The sequence below is a fragment of the Leptospira venezuelensis genome (genome assembly GCF_002150035.1).
Classification (GTDB): Bacteria; Spirochaetota; Leptospiria; order Leptospirales; family Leptospiraceae; genus Leptospira_B; species Leptospira_B venezuelensis.
Genome location: NZ_NETS01000010.1, coordinates 12,622 through 30,120, shown reverse-complemented (window position 1 = coordinate 30,120; position 17,499 = coordinate 12,622). Strand labels below are relative to the sequence as shown.

Annotated in this window: 9 protein-coding genes, 1 tRNA gene and 1 riboswitch; of the genes, 6 read left to right on the top strand and 4 right to left on the bottom strand. The window is 39.5% G+C overall.

The annotated features are described in order from the left end of the window. The first annotated feature begins 6 nt into the window (after window positions 1–6). A complete protein-coding gene (locus B1C82_RS07270; RefSeq protein WP_086448514.1) occupies window positions 7–7,587 on the top strand; it encodes a SpvB/TcaC N-terminal domain-containing protein in 7,581 nt (2,526 codons plus the stop codon). A 441-nt stretch (window positions 7,588–8,028) separates the two neighbouring features. Continuing rightward, window positions 8,029–8,268 carry a hypothetical protein gene (locus B1C82_RS07260; RefSeq protein WP_086446954.1) on the top strand — a complete coding sequence of 80 codons (240 nt, stop codon included), beginning with the start codon at window positions 8,029–8,031 and terminating at the stop codon, window positions 8,266–8,268. Window positions 8,269–8,276: 8 nt separating this feature from the next. Here the strand turns inward: B1C82_RS07260 and B1C82_RS07255 are convergent. Beyond that, a tRNA-Phe gene (locus B1C82_RS07255) sits at window positions 8,277–8,349 on the bottom strand. A 39-nt stretch (window positions 8,350–8,388) separates the two neighbouring features. On the opposite strand from B1C82_RS07255, the gene B1C82_RS07250 reads away from it, so the two are divergent. Further along, the gene (locus B1C82_RS07250) at window positions 8,389–9,093 is read left to right on the top strand and encodes a protein-L-isoaspartate O-methyltransferase family protein (protein WP_086446953.1); all 705 of its coding nucleotides are present in this window, start codon (window positions 8,389–8,391) and stop codon (window positions 9,091–9,093) included. A 1-nt stretch (window position 9,094) separates the two neighbouring features. Here the strand turns inward: B1C82_RS07250 and B1C82_RS07245 are convergent, their stop codons facing one another. Together B1C82_RS07245 and B1C82_RS07240 are read right to left on the bottom strand one after the other, a co-directional pair. After that, window positions 9,095–9,988 (bottom strand): porin OmpL1, encoded by an 894-nt coding sequence (locus tag B1C82_RS07245; protein ID WP_086446952.1) that lies wholly within the window; start codon window positions 9,986–9,988, stop codon window positions 9,095–9,097. Window positions 9,989–10,254: 266 nt separating this feature from the next. After that, window positions 10,255–11,157: a porin OmpL1 gene (locus B1C82_RS07240; protein ID WP_086446951.1), complete on the bottom strand. Its 903-nt coding sequence runs from the start codon at window positions 11,155–11,157 to the stop codon at window positions 10,255–10,257. A 268-nt stretch (window positions 11,158–11,425) separates the two neighbouring features. Beyond that, window positions 11,426–11,518: riboswitch (TPP riboswitch) on the top strand. 115 nt (window positions 11,519–11,633) lie between these two features. Between B1C82_RS07240 and thiC the strand changes: the two genes are divergently transcribed. The 3 genes from thiC (at window position 11,634) to B1C82_RS07225 (ending at window position 15,334) form a co-directional block, all read left to right on the top strand. Beyond that, entirely contained in the window at window positions 11,634–13,223 is a 1,590-nt protein-coding gene (thiC, locus tag B1C82_RS07235; protein WP_086446950.1) for a phosphomethylpyrimidine synthase ThiC, read from the top strand. A gap of 51 nt (window positions 13,224–13,274) precedes the next feature. After that, entirely contained in the window at window positions 13,275–14,009 is a 735-nt protein-coding gene (locus B1C82_RS07230) for a hypothetical protein (RefSeq protein WP_086446949.1), read from the top strand. Between the two features lie 407 nt (window positions 14,010–14,416). Then, window positions 14,417–15,334 carry a class 1 isoprenoid biosynthesis enzyme gene (locus B1C82_RS07225; RefSeq protein ID WP_199775737.1) on the top strand — a complete coding sequence of 306 codons (918 nt, stop codon included), beginning with the start codon at window positions 14,417–14,419 and terminating at the stop codon, window positions 15,332–15,334. A 32-nt stretch (window positions 15,335–15,366) separates the two neighbouring features. Here the strand turns inward: B1C82_RS07225 and B1C82_RS07220 are convergent, their stop codons facing one another. Then, on the bottom strand, window positions 15,367–17,454 hold the full coding sequence (locus B1C82_RS07220; RefSeq protein ID WP_086446947.1) for a PP2C family protein-serine/threonine phosphatase: 2,088 nt from the start codon (window positions 17,452–17,454) through the stop codon (window positions 15,367–15,369). Window positions 17,455–17,499 lie beyond the last annotated feature (45 nt).

Here is a 17,499-nt window from a genome sequence, read left to right as displayed (position 1 = left end):
AGTGATATGTCAAAAATCGAAAAAGAGAATATTCCATTGAGAATAAATCTTTTACGGGTTTTTCTCACGTCTTGCTGCATCTTCTTTCTTTCTTCCTGTTATGGAGGAAACGGAGTAAATAATTTACTTTCCCGAGTTCTTAATTTCTCGATTGGAGGATTGGTGCAAGGGACTTCCTTTCCTTCTCCAGGTTCTGCTCCTTCTCCGGAAGGCAGTGATTTATATTCGATCTCTACAAATTATAGCGCAGCAATCGATGACCCTGAGAGTAAGGCAAATCCACTTGCGGGCGCGATTTTTATTTCTCCGCCTGAGCCTAATAATTTCGGAGCGGTTTCCTTAAATTATCCGATCGAAATAACTCCCGGAAGAGCGGGAATGCAACCAAGTCTTGGTTTAACATACTCTTCTTCAGGAGGAGACGGCTGGTTGGGAATAGGTTGGAATCTAGGTATGGGAAGTATCGTTCGAACTCCGGAATATGGTGCTTTGTATTACGATGCAAGAGATAGCTTTTCTTGGAATGGAAAGAAACTGATCAAAGTATCGGGTGATTCTTCGAGTGAGAATGGAACCTATCGTCCTGAAGTTGTAGCGGAAGATTTTACAATTCTACGACTTACGAATATCGAGAACGGTGGAATTTGGGAAGTAAGAGATTCCTCCGGTAAAAAATCCATATATGGTCAGACATCTTCCAGTAGAATTTACGATCCAAATAAAATTACCAGAACATATAGTTGGAATTTATCGCAAGTAGAAGATACAAACGGGAATTTTATTGATATAGAATATGATACTTCCGAGTATTCAGAAAATCGTGCTCTTTACTTAAAGGAAATTAGATATACAGGTAATTCACGTAGCGGTGTAAGTGCAAAACAATACGTTCGATTCATTACGAAAAGCAGAGACGATTCTTATGTGAGTAAGATACCAGGTTACGTCATGAAAATGAACAAGCTTCTGGATAAGATCCAAGTAGGATATAACGGAAGCAAACTTTGGGAATACCGGATGATTTACGAGATTTCCGCCGATTCTGGTCGCCCGAAACTTATAAGCGTAGACTCGGATCGAAATACTACCAAGCCCACATTCGAATATCAAACCGCATCCCGTACCTTGCTCTGGCAGAATGTCGCTAACGCCTTCTCTTCCGAGCCTGAAGATGTACCAGGAGATTCTCAATTATTCGAAGGAGATTTTAACGGAGATGGAATTTCCGATATTGTCTTTTTCAATTCTAAGACTGGAAATTGGAAGGCTGCAGAAGGAAAACCGGGTGGTGGATATTCATTTAAGACTTATGCGAATCGTTATCAAGGTTACGATAATGTGGATAAAATTCGTTTCTTTAAGGGAAATGTAAGCGGTGATTATAATGGGGATGGTAGGGCAGATATAGCTTTTTACCTTCCTCAAACACGTGACTTTATAGTAGCGGAGCATAATGGGAGTATCTTCCAATTTAAAAATTACGGCAGGCTGATGACCGGTATTCCAGATATTTTCAGAATGGAATGGTTTCCTGGTGACTATGATGGAAATGGACTTTCTGATGCAGTCTTATTCGACGAGCCAACAGGTCAATGGACTCTCATGCTCAATAAAGGCGGCCAATTTGAATTCTTAAAGTTCTCTAGTAAGTTTAAGAATTTGTATCGAGGAGATTACAATCCTGACGGTAATATGGATAGCCAATCCACTACGGATATTTCCACACAAGGAAAAGGTAGAATTAACGTTAACTTTCTTGTGGGAGATTATAACGGAGACGGAAGAACTGATATTTCTCTCTATGATGCACGTTCCGGAAAGTGGATCGTAGGAGAAAATAATAGGAACCCAGATACATCTAGTCCTATCTATTTCAAATTTGATTGGTACATATATAAGGTATTTACAGCTCCTGAGCAACGTTTGTTTACACAGGATCGTTTTTCTGGGGATTTCGACGGAGATGGTTTTTCAGACTTTCTAGTATTCGATAGATCCAGCGGTGATTGGATTTTAGGACAAACAGGAGATCGTACGATCAATTTCAGGGTTTGGTCCAAGGTTCCTCAATTCAAAGAGATCACCAAATGGTTGCAAGGCGACTTTAATGGAGATGGAAACACAGATATCGGTTTTTACTCCGCAAGTGATGGCAAGTTTTGGATAGGTGAGGCGACCGGAAATGGTTTCCGTTACCGCATTTATAGTGATATGAATTATGGGCCATCCGCAGAGAGAGTAATGAAATCTCCTCTACCTTTGGATGAAGTGAAGATCAGCAAAGATTATGCAGTTATTCAGACAGCTTCGGATACCAAGACAATTTTATTAGACTATGCGTATGACGGTAATGAATATCCGAACAGAGGGGAATTTGTATTTCCAGGTTGTTTTACGGTAAACGATTGTTCTACTTCTCCTGAACTTTTAATTTATAATAGAAAAACTGCAAAATTTGATATTAGGATCGGTGCTTCAACTACGACGGGGGTATTCTCCGACTTTAATCCGGAAGCTTCTGGATTAAGGATTGCTAATAATGGAAAAACGGACCGATTCACAAGAAATACAAAAGACGAAGTTTTGTTTTATCAAGAATCAGGAATTAGCAACTCCTTCTCGGCTCTTCGAAATGCTTCTTCTACTTCCTTTGAGAAAGTAAGTTTCGCTTCTTTCTCCGATTCAGAAGTCGGAAATTTTTATTACGACGAAACAACCTATCTCATAGATAATTTTTCCAGTTCGAGTGTGAAGTCCGTTCTGATCTTTGATGATCAACCGATAGCTGGCGCAGGCACAGGTAAGCTCTTATTAAGTGGGCCAACGGGAAATCGGATTCTTATTCCTATGGGAGCTCTCACCCAAACAAATTTAACAAACTTTTTCAGATTAGGAACAAGTGGCCAGAATCGATTAAGAAGAAAAGATTTCAGTCTTTTCTCGGGAAATTTCCTAGGAGCGAGTGACGGAACTTCTCAATTAATTATAGTAGATCGTTCAACTTCTACTCATACTTGGTATGTCGGTGTTGTAGATGCTCTAAATTCTAAAATAACTTTTACTAAACTAGGATTAATCGGAACACCGAATCTTCCTCTTACAGCTTCTGAATTCGATTCTAAAATTCCTGCTGGAATTACATATGGGTTGTATCCAGAATCTTCGGGTAAATCTATTTTACTCGGAAAATCGATCGGAGATAATTCTACTTTCTATAAATTCAAAATTTCCGGTGGAACTGTAACCTCATCTTCTTATTCCGCCATTTCTGCCGTCTTTAGTGGAGAATTTGATAATAGCGGAAATCCTCTCGTCGTTCAGTTTGATACAAAAAAGATTTTCGATATTACAAAAGTTGCATCTGTCCCTTTACCTGGTTCAGATTTGATAAAAGAAGTAGATCGTTCGGATTTATTTTCCAAGATCTATCCTTTCGAATGGATCCAAGGAGATTATAATGGGGACGGAATTACTGATATAGGAATCATTCATTTAGGTGAACCTACATGGTATTATGCCATGTCCACCGGTTCTGTTCCTGATATTATCAATCGTATCAAAAATGGGATTGGCGGTATTTATGATTTGGAATACGATAATTCGACTAAATTTGATAATACGGGCGGAGACGGAATCCCGGATTTGCCTGCTTCTTATAGAGTTTGCACCAAAATTATCGCGGATGATGGGTTTGGGAATCGGATCCAGAAATCTTACCAGTACAGTGGCGGAGTTGCCTTCTCTGCATTTATAAACGGCAAAAAAGAGACTGACTATTTTGGCTTCACGAACTTTTCGATGAAGGACAGTCTTGGTGCGAGCACCGTTCACACTTTTCATAGTATGCCATATTCTGATTTCTTAATGAATCGTGCCTTGGCGGGTGCAGAAAAAGAAATGCATATCCTCGGATCTGATAATCAGGATTATGGAAAGACACTGACTTCCTATGATGTTAAAAAAATGGAGGTTTCTCCCGGAGTTGCAACGTATGTTGCCTATTCTACTAAGAAGGAAAGTTTCCTATCCGGAGCAAGAACAACTACAAGCACTAACCTTCTAACTATAGACAATTATAGTATTACTAAGAAAGTAGAAAGCGCAACTGACCATTATGAAGACGCTTCTCATCCTTCCGAAACAATCGTAAATTCTTTCGATTTCGAGACAGATACGAATAGTAATGAGCGTAGAATTAAGAAGTCCGTTTCTTTTCAAGGGAGTAATACCGAAAAAACTTCCCTAATGACTTACGACTCACAAGGAAATCTAACAAAAACAGTAACATCCTATACTGGAAGTGGCTTACCTGCGACTAAGACTTCCATTTTAGAATATGCATATGATACTCTTGGTAATAAGGTCTTAGAAAAAGATTCTAGTTCTTCTCCCGCTAGAGGAAAGGAAATTGTTTATGACGACGATCTTAGACAATTCGTGAAAGAATCGACTGCATTCGGAGGAGGAATTCGTTTCAAGACCATATATGAGATCGATTACGGGAATTCTTTCGGAAACCCTACCCGAGTAACTGATCCTAACGGTAATAAGACGGAGTATGAATATGATTCATACGGCAGGATTACTGAAACAAGTGCCGATACAGATTCCGGAACTAAAACACTCGCTACTTATAATTATAACTCTAATTTTCCTTTCAGTGCTTTGACTAGCATGGGCACCGGAACTGGGGATCCGGACTTTTCTATTCGCAAATATTCGGATGGGTTGGGAAGAGCCGTCTACCAGGTTAAAACTGCTTCCGATGGGAAATTCGTCCGTTCGGGAAGGATCGTTTATGATTCAGTCGGAAGGGTAATTCGTATTGGACAACCTGATTGGGCAGACGGTTCTGAGATGGATAGTTTTGCTCTTCATTTGGAAGAGAAGAATCCAACTTATTTCGAATACGATGCAATCGGAAGACAAACTAAAACTGTTCTGCCGCAAGCGGCAGGGGAGACAACTGCTAGTTTTACAACTACAACTTATAATGGCGCTTTCGAAGTCCTTGTAGAAACAAGCGGAGGAACGAGAAAGAAAACAATACAGAATGCACGTGGAAAGAGTCTGTTTATCGAAGATTCCGGAACCGATGGGACGAGCGCCCAAATTGGTTTCTGTTATGATATTTCCGAGAATCTAGTCAAAAAATCTGACCTAAACGGAGTGAATCTAAATTGCGGAGATATCGCCACCGGGATCAACCAAAAAGATCTATCTGGAAAAAACCAAACATATTGGCAATACGATGCTTTCGGCCAGTTGGTTAAACAAAGCGATCCTGATTTAGGAATTACTGTAAATGTGTATAATGCTTTTGGGGATCTAACCAAGACCACCGATGCCAGAGGCTATATCACTCAAATCACTTACGACTCTTTCGGTCGGATGATTCTTAAAGAATTGCATGATGGCGATGTCCACTACTCCTATGATTCCGGATACGGAAGTGAGAACGCTTTAGGGAAACTCGTCTCAGTTGATAGTTCTTCTCAATTTAAAACTTTCAGTTATGATAAATTAGGAAGACCGAAAAAAGAAACTAGGACCATCAAAGGAATTCCTTTGCAAGATGCAGGTGGTCCATATGAAACGAATTATGCTTACGATCTATTAGGAAGAGTAACGACAATCGACTATCCGGAACATCCGGTCAGCCATACTAGAATGAAAGCCTGCTACGTTTATGGTAGTGCAGGATATATCGCAGGGATTTCTGTACAAGTAAATACTAACGGAATTTTACCGGGCTTCTGCAGCAAAACAATTGTAGAGGGGATTACTTACAATGAATTCGGCCAAACTGCCGGTTTCAATTTAGGAAACGGAGTTCAAACCGATTATACATATGATACAAAACAGAGATTAATAAAAATTCACTCTTCTGGAGATGTGGACGGAACTACTAAGGTTCTACAAGATGCAGTCTACGCATTTAACGAGAATAATAATATTATAGGTATTACAAATACTGCTTCCGAGTATAATACCAATTACACCTACGATTACGACGGATTGAATAGGCTTGTAAATGCAAGCGGGACTTATACAGAATCTGCGGACAATTATACTAAAAACTTCCGCCAATCTTTTGATTATGCCCAAAACGGAAATTTACTAAAGAAAAGACGTCATGATTTTGCAGGCGGTCAAGTTCTCGATGAATGGGCTTATCAATACCAAAATCACCAAGTTCTGAAAATTGATTCTACTCTAACCGGACTAAGTTCCATGCAAATGGGATACGATGCAGTCGGGAACATGATTACCCAGGATGATAACTCCAAGGATCTCAAAAAGCAGATCCATTTCGATTCTGAAAATCGGATTAACTTCGTAGAGGATAAGGATGGAGCTGAGGTAGGAAGATACTGGTATGACGAGGGTGGCTTCCGGGTTCGTAAAACTGCTCTTGTTCCTAAAGGCGCCGTAATCAAACAGCAGGAAATTTTTTATCCAAGCAAGTTCTACGGTCTCGAATACGTAGAAGAAGATAATACTCTCCAAAGTATCAATAATATTTATCTAAACGGAGTCCGGATCGCTGCATTAAACGAGGAAGGTGTAGCTGCTTACTTCTTAACAGACCAAGTAGATTCCGTTGGTCAGATCCTGGACGAAAATGCGCATACAATTAGCCATATGCAATATGAGCCATATGGAGAAACGTTCGTTCAAAGAGGAAACCAAGATTTCAGTCCTAAATACAATTCTCAGGAACTGGATAAGGAAACAAATTTCTATTTTTATAATGCAAGATATTATGATCCGCAGATTGCAAGATTCGCGAGTGCGGATAGTGTAATTGATGGAGCGAGGAGCACTCAGGGTTGGAATAGGTTCTCGTATGTGGCAGGGAATCCGATTTTATATAAGGATCCAACTGGGCATGAGGGGCTTTCCCCAGGACAGTTACACTATTTTGGAACTGGATTTCGCGGTCTACGTAAGGAAATTTACGTCCCGACCGTTCGGAAAATGGAGGCAGAAGATAAAGGTGAATATAGGTGGTTCGCCGGGCCTGGTACATTGGCGCCTTATGCAATATATGCTAGCGCAGATCTCCTCGAAGGTGACTATACTAAATTTGCTACACGCACCGCTGTTGATGTTCCTTTTGCTATTACTAGCTTGGCTCTTTTAGAAGCTGGACCAGCATATTCAGTCGTTACTTCAGGAACGAATGCTACTGTCGTAAACGGAACTCGTTTGGTTTTGACCTCACCAGGGGTTAAAGGATTCTTGAAGCAAAGTATCGGAAATTTACTAAAAGCTTTCGGTTCTGCTCCTCCAGAAGCCAAAAAGCAAATTGCAAATAAAGTTGCTGAACGCTTAATATATGGTAATATTGGGAGAGATTTGACAAATTTTGCAACGGGTGCAGGAGTTACTAGAGGATTTTATGACTTCTTTATAGATGGGCCGTTTAGTCCAAATCCACCGGAATCTCCATGGTCGACTGCTGGATTAGGTGCAAGTGAAACAGTAAAGGATATGTTGGATAAATACGACCAGTGGAAAGAAGCTTCGAAGAATAAGGTAACCCCAAATGCAACGAAATCGAATAAGAAAAGAATTAAGTAGGTTTCTTTATACTTTTGTATTTTATTATATCATCGTCTTATTCTTTTCTATCTTCATGACAAAGATGGGATGTAAAGCAAAAATGTTTGTTCCAGATGGGAGTGGAAGTTCATGGCAGGAAATTGCAGATTTCTTACCGATAATGGCTATCTTTTCCATAATTGTTACAGCTATTCTTATGGTTATACTCCGGTATTTAGATTCGATTTGAAGAAATATTCATAAGTGCTAAATTAATTTAAGTAGCTAATAAGTTTCATGTGAATATACCTTTTTTGTTCTCTTAAGATCTTGCTTAGATTTTTTAATAACAATGAGAAGCAGATTAGTTCAATTGCTATTTGTTTCACTTTTACAACCCTAAAAAAATACGGTGCATTTAAGCACGAACCGTAATAAAATAATTGGCCATGTGAATAAGGTCGAAAAAGTAAAAAAATCATGAAATACTTAGAAACTTCTCAAATCATCCCTGCTAAAGGGATGTCCTACACAATGTACGAGATAGAAGGGGAGGATCAGATCTTACGGATGCTTACTTACATACCGGATACTGACGAGATACATGTATATCCAAAACCGCCGGTAAAAAAATTATATAAGCCCGAACTTTGCAAACAAGTGGAAGATCTGGTATTTACCGAATTATGGAAATTGGGAGAGGAAAGGAAAAACGGATAATCGGGTTTTGGCTTCGGGCAGAATCGAACTGCCGACACAAGGATTTTCAGTCCTCTGCTCTACCGACTGAGCTACAAAGCCGAACCCATAACCAAATTACTGAGCCAGGCCTATACGTCAATGGAAAATCCTGATTTAGGCTTTGTCTCCAGGTTTGATGATGCCGAGACAGTTCTCTTAAGAGAGAGGATGGTCCGAACCCAAATTTCCGAAAGAGGGATCAAGGATCCGAACTTACTTTCCGCTTTTCTAAAAGTTCCCAGGCATATCTTCCTCCCTGAAAAATTTAGAGAATATTCTTACGCAGACAAAGCAGTTCCGATCGGGGAAGAACAAACAATTTCCCAGCCGTATATAGTCGCATACATTGCCGATCAACTGAAGGTAAGATCTGGAGATATAATTTTAGAAATAGGCACAGGTTCCGGATATTTGGCCGCTATTCTGGATTTGTTAGGAGCAAAACTTTTATCCTTGGAAATTGTGCCTGAATTGTATCAAAGAGCGCTGGGAGTTTTGGAAGATTGGTCTCCCGGATTTACAAAAAGAAATAAGATCTTATTAGGAGACGCGTTACTTATCCTTTCGCGAACAAAAGGAAAATTTTCCAAATTTGTATCCTCTGCTTGTTTTCCAAAAATCCCAGGACCAAGAAGTTTCCTGTTCGAATCTCTTCCGGAAGAAGGACTTGCGGTGCTTCCGGTAGAATGGAAAGAAGATACTCAACTACTCCTCACTCTTAGAAAAAGACAAAATCGATTTGAGGAAACAAACAGGTTGCCTGTGAAGTTCGTACCACTATTAGGAAGAACGGACTTGGTTTAATTCAGATCTCATGTTTATAGCCGAATCTATATTGGGTTCCACCTAAAACTTGAGGATAGGCGACGCTTGGCGCCAAGCCTACAGCTCCTCCTTCGGATCTCGGATGGGCAATTCCATACTGAAAGGAAAACAAAGTTTCCATTTCCATGTATATATGACCTTTATCTGATATTCTTGCTTGTGCACCTATTAACCAATTCGGTGCAATACCAGAGACATTAAATTTAGTGTTTTCCCAATTCGCAGAAGGGGCCGTTCCATCTTCAACTAAGCCTAGAACGGTGGTATCTGTAATACCGGCATTGACTAAGGTCTCATGCAAATCATTCAAGCGGTTATTACCAGCTAAACTCCATCCACCTTTGAAGTAATGAACTCCTGCACCGATATAAATGGCAGCGTCTTCTGAAACCGAAAGTTTGATCCCCACATTGACAGGGATTTGGATAGCATTATAGTCCCAGGTCATATGATAGAAAGATTGGCTTGCAAATTTTGCACTTGTATCTCCCCCCATAATCTTTCGAGTATAATGTGCGTTTATCCTCCAGAAGAAAACCTTTCCAAAATCTTGTTCGTATCCTAAAGATAGAGTAAGGCCGGTCATACCTCCGTTTGTTTTAGCGCTGATGAGTCCGTTGGAAGAATGTTGTAATGTGAGTAGGCGATTTTCTGCGATGACTGCTCGACGCGGAAGAACTCCTGTAGTTCCATCTGTAGCAGTAGCTTTGTAGTTGGTCGAAGAATCCAAACCATCAGTGGAGATTGTGCTTCCCAACTCTCCTAGATCGAATTGTAATCCAGCACTTCCCATAACGTATGACTTTGCTTCTAGATAAATTCCTGGTAAAAGCAGAAGAAGTGTTGCAATCGTTCTTTTGGCAATTTGTTTCATGATAGGTCTCTCCATTAACTAATCTTAAACAATCTCATTGGAAGCAAGGATGCAAAATACCCGCGACTTTTTTTTAGGTCCGTAGTTATTTATATTTGTCATGTGATAAAAGGAGGTTAGAGGGCGATTAGCCCATTCGGTTTAGACGGACTTATATTTCGCTTATTAATTGCAGGAGAGAACTAACGTTTTAAGGGGAAGAAGCAAAAATAAAAAAGGCCCTCCTTGCGGAGAGCCTTTGCATAATCCAAACAAAAATCTAAGAATTAGATTTCGTGTTTGTATCCAAATCTGTACTGGTTTCCACCAAGAACTTGAGGATAAGCAACAGAAGGCGCTAAACCTGATGCACCACCTTCTGATCTTGGGTGACCGATACCATATTTGAAGGAGAATAGAGTCTCAACTTCCATATATAGAGAACCTTTATCGGAAATTTTAGTTTGAGCACCGATCAACCAGTTTGGAGCGAATCCGGAAACTTGGAAGGTAGTTTTTTCATAGTTTGCAGGAGGACTAGTTCCATCAGCTACAAGTCCTAATAATGTATCTCTACCCAGTGTAGAAGCTGGTAAAGTCGACAATGCATCGTGAACAGAACTCAAACGATTGTTTCCTTGTAGTAACCATCCACCATTGAAGTAGTGAACCCCAGCTCCAATATAGAAAGATGTATCTTCAGTAACAGACATTTTGATACCTACGTTCACTGGAACTTGAAGTGCATGGTAATCCCAATTGATATCGTAGAAGGTTTGTCCTGCGAATTTTGCGTTAGTATCTCCACCCATAACCTTACGAGTGTAGTGTGCATTTACTCTCCAGAAGAAAGCTTTTCCGAAATCGTGCTCATATCCTAAGGAAAGAGTAAGACCAGTCATTGCACCGCTAGTTTTAGCGCTGATCAATCCCATTGTGGTATGCTGTAAGCTTAACAAACGGTTTTCAGGAATGATTGCGCGACGAGGAAGAACTCCTGTAGTTCCATCTGTAGCAGTAGCTTTGTAGCTGCTAGATGCATCCAAACCATCAGTTGCAATTGTATCGCCCAATGATCCAAGGTCAAATTGGAGACCGAGGCCTCCAGTTACATAAGACTTTGCGCTTAAGCCGAACGAAGAACAAAGTACGGCAAAAACTAGCAAAGCTTTCGTGATGTTACGAACCATTTAAATAGCTCCTTAAACTTTTCGTATAGTAGAGTGGTTTTTCACCTGGACCATTTATGTCTATAGCTGGGCCCAAGTATTGGACAGGACAATATCGACGCGGACCTGGGTGTCAAACAGATATTCTGGATAAAATAAAAAAGTCCGTTATATAGGATTTTATTTTGAACATTTGTTGTATAAAATAAATATCCACTTCCTCCTTATTGTGAATCGGACTGTTTCGGAAAAACTCCTTGCAAGACTAGAATTTCGGAATCCAATGGAGAAGAACCGTTGGGGGTGGGACCAAAAGTCTCTGAGAGAGTCCCCGGAACCTGATCAGGATAATGCCTGCGAAGGGAAACGGAAAAAAACAAACGTCCGAGATCTAGGTCCGCGAAAGATTATAAATTTCGTATGGACTTCTTTCCACGTCCTTTTTCTTTTCCTCTGTTTTCAGATTCCGGAATTTCCCCCGACATGGGAGAAACATTATGGAATCCAATCAAACTATTACTCCATTCGAAATTCCTCGAAAAGAGATACGCTTAAGCAACGGATCCGTTTATAGCGCTTACACTACTGAAGGTCCTTGGAAAGACGGATGGAATCCTTCCGATTGGAAGGCGGGGATCCCTAAACTTAGGGCAGAATGGATCCAGAAGAGAAATTCAGGTCCTTCTCCAGTCCAAAATCATTCTCAAATGTATTTCGCAAAACAAGGATTGATAACCGAAGAAATGAAATATGTTGCGCTTCGAGAAGGTATGGATCCTGAATTTGTAAGAAGTGAGATCGCCAGGGGAAGAGCGATCATTCCTTCCAATAAAAACCATCCTGAATTAGAGCCTATGATCATCGGCAAAAACTTCTTGGTGAAAATAAATGCAAATATCGGCAACTCCGCTCTTTCTTCTTCCATCGAAGAAGAAGTGGAGAAGTTACGCTGGTCCATCAAATGGGGAGCTGATACTGTGATGGATCTTTCCACAGGAAAAAATATCCATGAAACTAGAGAATGGATTATTCGTAATTCTCCTGTCCCAATTGGTACAGTTCCGATCTATCAGGCTCTGGAAAAAGTAAAAGGTAAGGCGGAGAATTTAAATCTTTCTGTGTTTTTGGAAACTTTGGAAGAGCAAGCGGAACAGGGGGTGGATTATTTTACAATTCACTCTGGAGTTCTTCTTAGATATATTCCAATGACTTCTAAAAGAGTGACAGGTATTGTTTCTAGAGGTGGTTCCATCATTGCAAAATGGTGTCTGGCACATCACGAGGAAAATTTCCTTTACACAGGTTTTGAAGAGATCTGTAAAGTAATGAAGAAATATGGAGTTTCCTTTTCTTTGGGTGACGGATTACGTCCGGGAAGTATTGCAGATGCAAATGACGAGGCTCAATTCTCTGAATTGAGAACATTGGGAGAACTTACTCAGATCGCTTGGAAAGAAGACATCCAGGTTATGATTGAAGGTCCGGGCCATGTTCCATTGGATAAGATCAAAGAGAATGTGGATTTGCAGATGGAAATCTGTAAGGAAGCTCCATTCTATACATTAGGGCCACTAGTGACTGATATTGCACCAGGCTATGATCATATCACTTCTGCAATTGGTGCGGCGATGATCGGTTGGCATGGAACTGCAATGCTTTGTTATGTAACTCCAAAAGAACATTTAGGTCTTCCTGATAAAGAAGATGTTAAACAAGGAGTGATCGCTTATAAGATTGCTGCTCATGCGGCCGATCTTGCAAAGGGACATCCAGGCGCAAAAGAAAGAGATGATCTTTTGAGTAAGGCAAGGTTTGAGTTCAGATGGGATGATCAGTTTGCACTTTCCTTGGATCCAGACACTGCTCAGTCATTTCATGATGAGACACTTCCTCAAGATAGAATGAAAACTGCACATTTTTGTTCTATGTGCGGGCCTCATTTTTGTTCCATGCATTTGACCCAGGAGCTTAGAAAATACGCGGAAGAGAAAGGAATTTCGGACGAGAAAGCTATGGAAGAAGGATTCAAAGAAAAATCAGAAGAATTTTTGAATAAAGGTGGAACTGTCTACGTCTCCTCCGAGTAGCTTGACCTTTCCAAAGAAATTTGGAATCTTGGATCGGCCGGACGGATTCGTATGAAACAAAACCTCGTTCAAAAACTAATTTTCGTATCCTTCTTATTGATTGCTCCTGCGGTTTTCGCGGAGGGAAACAAAGATCTTGCTCCTGTTCCTGGAGAACTCGAGCAAGAAGGAAGAAGAAGTTCTAGAAAATTTTTTATCGGAGGTTTTACTGCAAACGGTCTGAGTTGGTTCGGTTCAGGGATCCAATTTTCTTCTAAATTGGCCGCTTCTTTACAATGGCAGGAGCAAAGAGTCATCCAAAGATTTGATTTGGATGTAAATGGTGCTCAACCAGATCTTTCAGGAGTATTCACTCTTACAAATTCAGAAAAGATCCAAAGACAATTGGCTCTCCAAATGGAATGGTTTCCTTTTTCAGGTCCTTATTATTTTGCAGCAGGGGCTGGATTAGAAACTTACTCCGAAAAACAAAGAAAGACGGAGAGCTATGTTCCGAATGGAAATTATAGAGATTATGCTTGGAATATTTCCCAACAAAAACTTTTTCTTTCTGCGGGCGCTGGCTTTCGATATATTTTCACTTCCGGTTTTTTTATTCATATAGGAGGAAATGTCCTATTCTATCCTGAAAGAGGGACTCATGAGCAAAGAGGTTCTTACGGTACCAATACAACCTGGGATTATAGACAATTACAAAAGGATTGGCAAGAACCGGAGAAAGAAGCTCGATCGCACCAGAATCCATATGGAGCTCAGCTTCAGATTTTATTTGGTATAGCTATTTAAAGTCGGTCCGCCCTTTAAAAAAGGGACCTCTGCAATGATTCATTATAGAATTTTAATATGTAGTAGAAGTAGCCGATCCTTCTTTTTGCACGCAAGTAGAATATTAAGTTAACTGCGGAATCTGTATTCCGATTTTATAATCCTTTAAATCTTGGATTGCAGCTAACAAGAGGTATAACGTATGTTTTTTGAAAACTTCTTGCAAAAGTAGGGGACATAATAAAATTTAAAATTCAATATTCGGGATATTGTTTGCTTGGATTGGGATAAATCGTTATTAAAATCTAAAATACTAAAATGGAATATTGTTTCCGAAAAGAATCTTCAAAAAACCTTATTTATCACAAAAATTTCTTAGAAGAAAGTAAATAAATGGTAAAAAAAAGAAATTTCTCCAAAATGTGGCCATGCAAAGGCTTGATTTTGGTCTTTCGGATAACCACGGAGAGGTGGAGGAATTCTGTAAGTTACTGAATCGTTCCGCTTTAAGTATTTGTTATGGATTGCCAATTTCTCTTAGGACAGAGGCGGTCTTATTTTTATATAAATATTCGCAAAATACCGTATCGGAAGGGTTTAATTTTTTAAGAAAGTATTATAGCCCAAGTTATTCTATCTTGTATTGGATTAACGAATCCGCCCATGGTTTGCCTTGGGAAAATCCTTGGCTTACCTTACTGCTTGAATCTCATTCTTCTGCGTTATTACTTCATTCTTTAGATGATCATTTGACTGACGGCTCATTGAGAGCGAATCATATTATTCTGCAACTTCGGACTGAGGCTTGGACCAGATATGCACAATCCAGCAAATTATTTGGTAGAGAAGTGCATGACGGTGTTTTGATCGCAGAAGAATTCATCGATAGATATTTTAAATCCATTGTGGATTTAGGAATTGCAGAAAGTTTAGAAGCTCATCTTTCCAGATTTCGTTCTCAAATGGGAATTTGGTCTCTCCAACCTTACTTGCTTGCTAGATCTTTCTTTTCTAAAGACCAGGCTGAACTTGTTAAAAGAATGTATGAGTTTTTTGGAGTGGCTTGGAGACTTTTGGATGATTATCAGGATTTAAAAGAAGATTTGGAGAATGAAGACATTTCTTCCATGATTTACTTTCTTCCCGAAGATAAGAGGCGAGACTGGAAAAGAGATAATCAGCAGGAAATTTTGGGAATTTTAAAAGAGAATCAACTAGAAAGACAGATCTCTGATCTAATAAACTCTTATTTAAATGAAGCCTCAAAACTCGCAGAAGAATTACATTTATCTCAATATTCAAATTCTTTACTTTCTCTGAAAATTACAGAACCAAGCCGTGCCTGAACCAATTAGCAAGAATATCGGTTTTAACTGAGTTATCCTAAATATTCCACAACTAGCAAAGCCATATCATCTTGGTTTTGGAATTCCCCCTGGAAAGCTTGTACTCCGTGAATGACAGAATCGCAAAGATCTTCAGGGAGTTGATTGGAGTTTTTTCTAAGTAATTCGGACAGACGATCTTCTCCGAAAAATTCTCCTTCAGCATTTCTGGAATCAGGAATTCCATCCGTATATAAAACTACCTTGTCTCCAGGTTGTAAATCCACTGATTCTGTTTGATAAGTGGTTGGGATTGCCTCGTAGATCGCGACTCCTTTCGGTCTATAGAATTCTACAACTCCACCTTTTCTCAAAATAAGGCATTCGGGATGTCCAGCATTTGCGATCAGTGTTTTGCCCGATCTTAAATCCACAGTAACTAAGGTCGCAGTGATAAAATGGCCGTCCAGTTTTCCTTCGAATTGATTACGAATATGTAATAGAAGAGAAGAAGGATCTTGCAGAAGGATTGACCAATCTCCCAAGGTCATTTTTAACATGGACGCTAAAAGTGCGGCAGAAACCCCGTGACCGGTCACATCTCCGATGAACATTCCTAAGGAACTTGTAGAAGGATCGTAAATCACATCCAGTAGGTCCCCGCCAATTTCCATCATCGGTTTGTATCTATAAGAGATCCTTGCATTCGGTATAACGGGAAGCTCTCTGGGCAGAAGTGCATTTTGGATTTTTCCTGCGATCGAAAGATCTTTCGCTAAAATTCTTCCTTTTTGTACAAGTTCAGCTTTTTGGAGCTCGATAATTTTAGTCCTTTCTTCTACCTTTGTTTCTAAGGATTCGTTTAAAGATTTGAGTTTGCCTTCGGATTTTTCCAAAGCCCTAAAAACTTCTGCATATCTTTTGGCAAGAGCTAAGCTGAATAATAGTGTTAACCCTAGGAAACTTTCGTTCACCCAAGGTTGAGCCTGACCAAAACCTGCGAAACTCAACACAGTATAAAAAGAAGATACTGCTACCAAAATTAAACCAGTAACTACCCATCGAAAGGACAGGATACTGCTCCATCTATATCTGAAAAATATATATAAAGTATTCATATAAAAGAATACTAATATAACTAAAAATATATGGAATGCGATCCTTCCGAAATATTGATGCCCTCCAGTAATGGCATACTCCAGCGAAGGCCATATGGTCAGAAGAATAAAAAGAAATTGTAATATTCTTCCGGGAATATTTCTGGGTGCTTGGAAAATTCCGATTGTAAATTCGTAAAATAAAATAGGAAGAAATGCTCCTAATGAATACCCGAAAATTACCCAGGTCCAAGGAGAATCTACTATGTATTGGAACCAACCTTCATAAGCAGGATACCAAATAGCTAAGGATAAGTTTAAAAGTGCAAATGAGAGATTAAATTTATCCTGGGGTCTTCTGATATATATAAATGCAAAAAAGAAGAAGGAAAAAAACTCCAAAGAGCTAAATAATAATACTCTAAGTGCCTTTACCAGATAGACAGTTTGTATTTCTGAAAAACTACCTACCACAGGGTTTTCCATCATGTTTCTTGGCCCATTAAAAGGGAATAGTTGTAGGGCCAGTGTAACCTCTTCGTTTTGGAATGGAATGACTACAATCCTAGGTTTGGAGGAATCTTCAGATTCTCCAGGGACGATGATTTGTTCTTTGCCTTCTGATTTTACTCCTAAATAACATCCTGATGGACAAAATGGTATATAAGCAGAAATTAATATATCTAGATCGTTCTTGCTTCTTTTGACCGAATGAAAGAATACAAAAGATGAATCCTTTCCTTTGGGATTATAATTCGAGATATTAGAAGGTGCGGCTGAAAAAGATTCTATTTTAGATGAATCTTGACCGGAAAGATTTTCGGAATTTTGTCCCGGCAGAATAGGGAAATGCCCATGAAAAAAATTTCCAGAAGGGATTTCGGAAAATGCCCAATTTGAAATTATATATGGGCTTTTATCTTGTTCCCAATTTGTAGATGGTGTCTCCGTTCCTGAAATTGGAGTAAGCTCTGAAGATCCGCATCCTAGTAGGAGGACCAACAAGAGAGAAACGATAGGTTTCTTTAGATTTTTTGTTTTCATTTCGCATAACCATTTTTGGCTTCTTACGTTTGTTTATAAGAGCGC

Coding starts and splice junctions, on each gene's coding strand:
- B1C82_RS07270 (WP_086448514.1), top strand. CDS start 7: ATGTCAAAAATCGAAAAAGAGAATATTCCATTGAGAATAAATCTTTTA.
- B1C82_RS07260 (WP_086446954.1), top strand. CDS start 8,029: ATGAAATACTTAGAAACTTCTCAAATCATCCCTGCTAAAGGGATGTCC.
- B1C82_RS07250 (WP_086446953.1), top strand. CDS start 8,389: ATGGAAAATCCTGATTTAGGCTTTGTCTCCAGGTTTGATGATGCCGAG.
- B1C82_RS07245 (WP_086446952.1), bottom strand. CDS start 9,988: ATGAAACAAATTGCCAAAAGAACGATTGCAACACTTCTTCTGCTTTTA.
- B1C82_RS07240 (WP_086446951.1), bottom strand. CDS start 11,157: ATGGTTCGTAACATCACGAAAGCTTTGCTAGTTTTTGCCGTACTTTGT.
- thiC (WP_086446950.1), top strand. CDS start 11,634: ATGGAATCCAATCAAACTATTACTCCATTCGAAATTCCTCGAAAAGAG.
- B1C82_RS07230 (WP_086446949.1), top strand. CDS start 13,275: ATGAAACAAAACCTCGTTCAAAAACTAATTTTCGTATCCTTCTTATTG.
- B1C82_RS07225 (WP_199775737.1), top strand. CDS start 14,417: ATGCAAAGGCTTGATTTTGGTCTTTCGGATAACCACGGAGAGGTGGAG.
- B1C82_RS07220 (WP_086446947.1), bottom strand. CDS start 17,454: ATGAAAACAAAAAATCTAAAGAAACCTATCGTTTCTCTCTTGTTGGTC.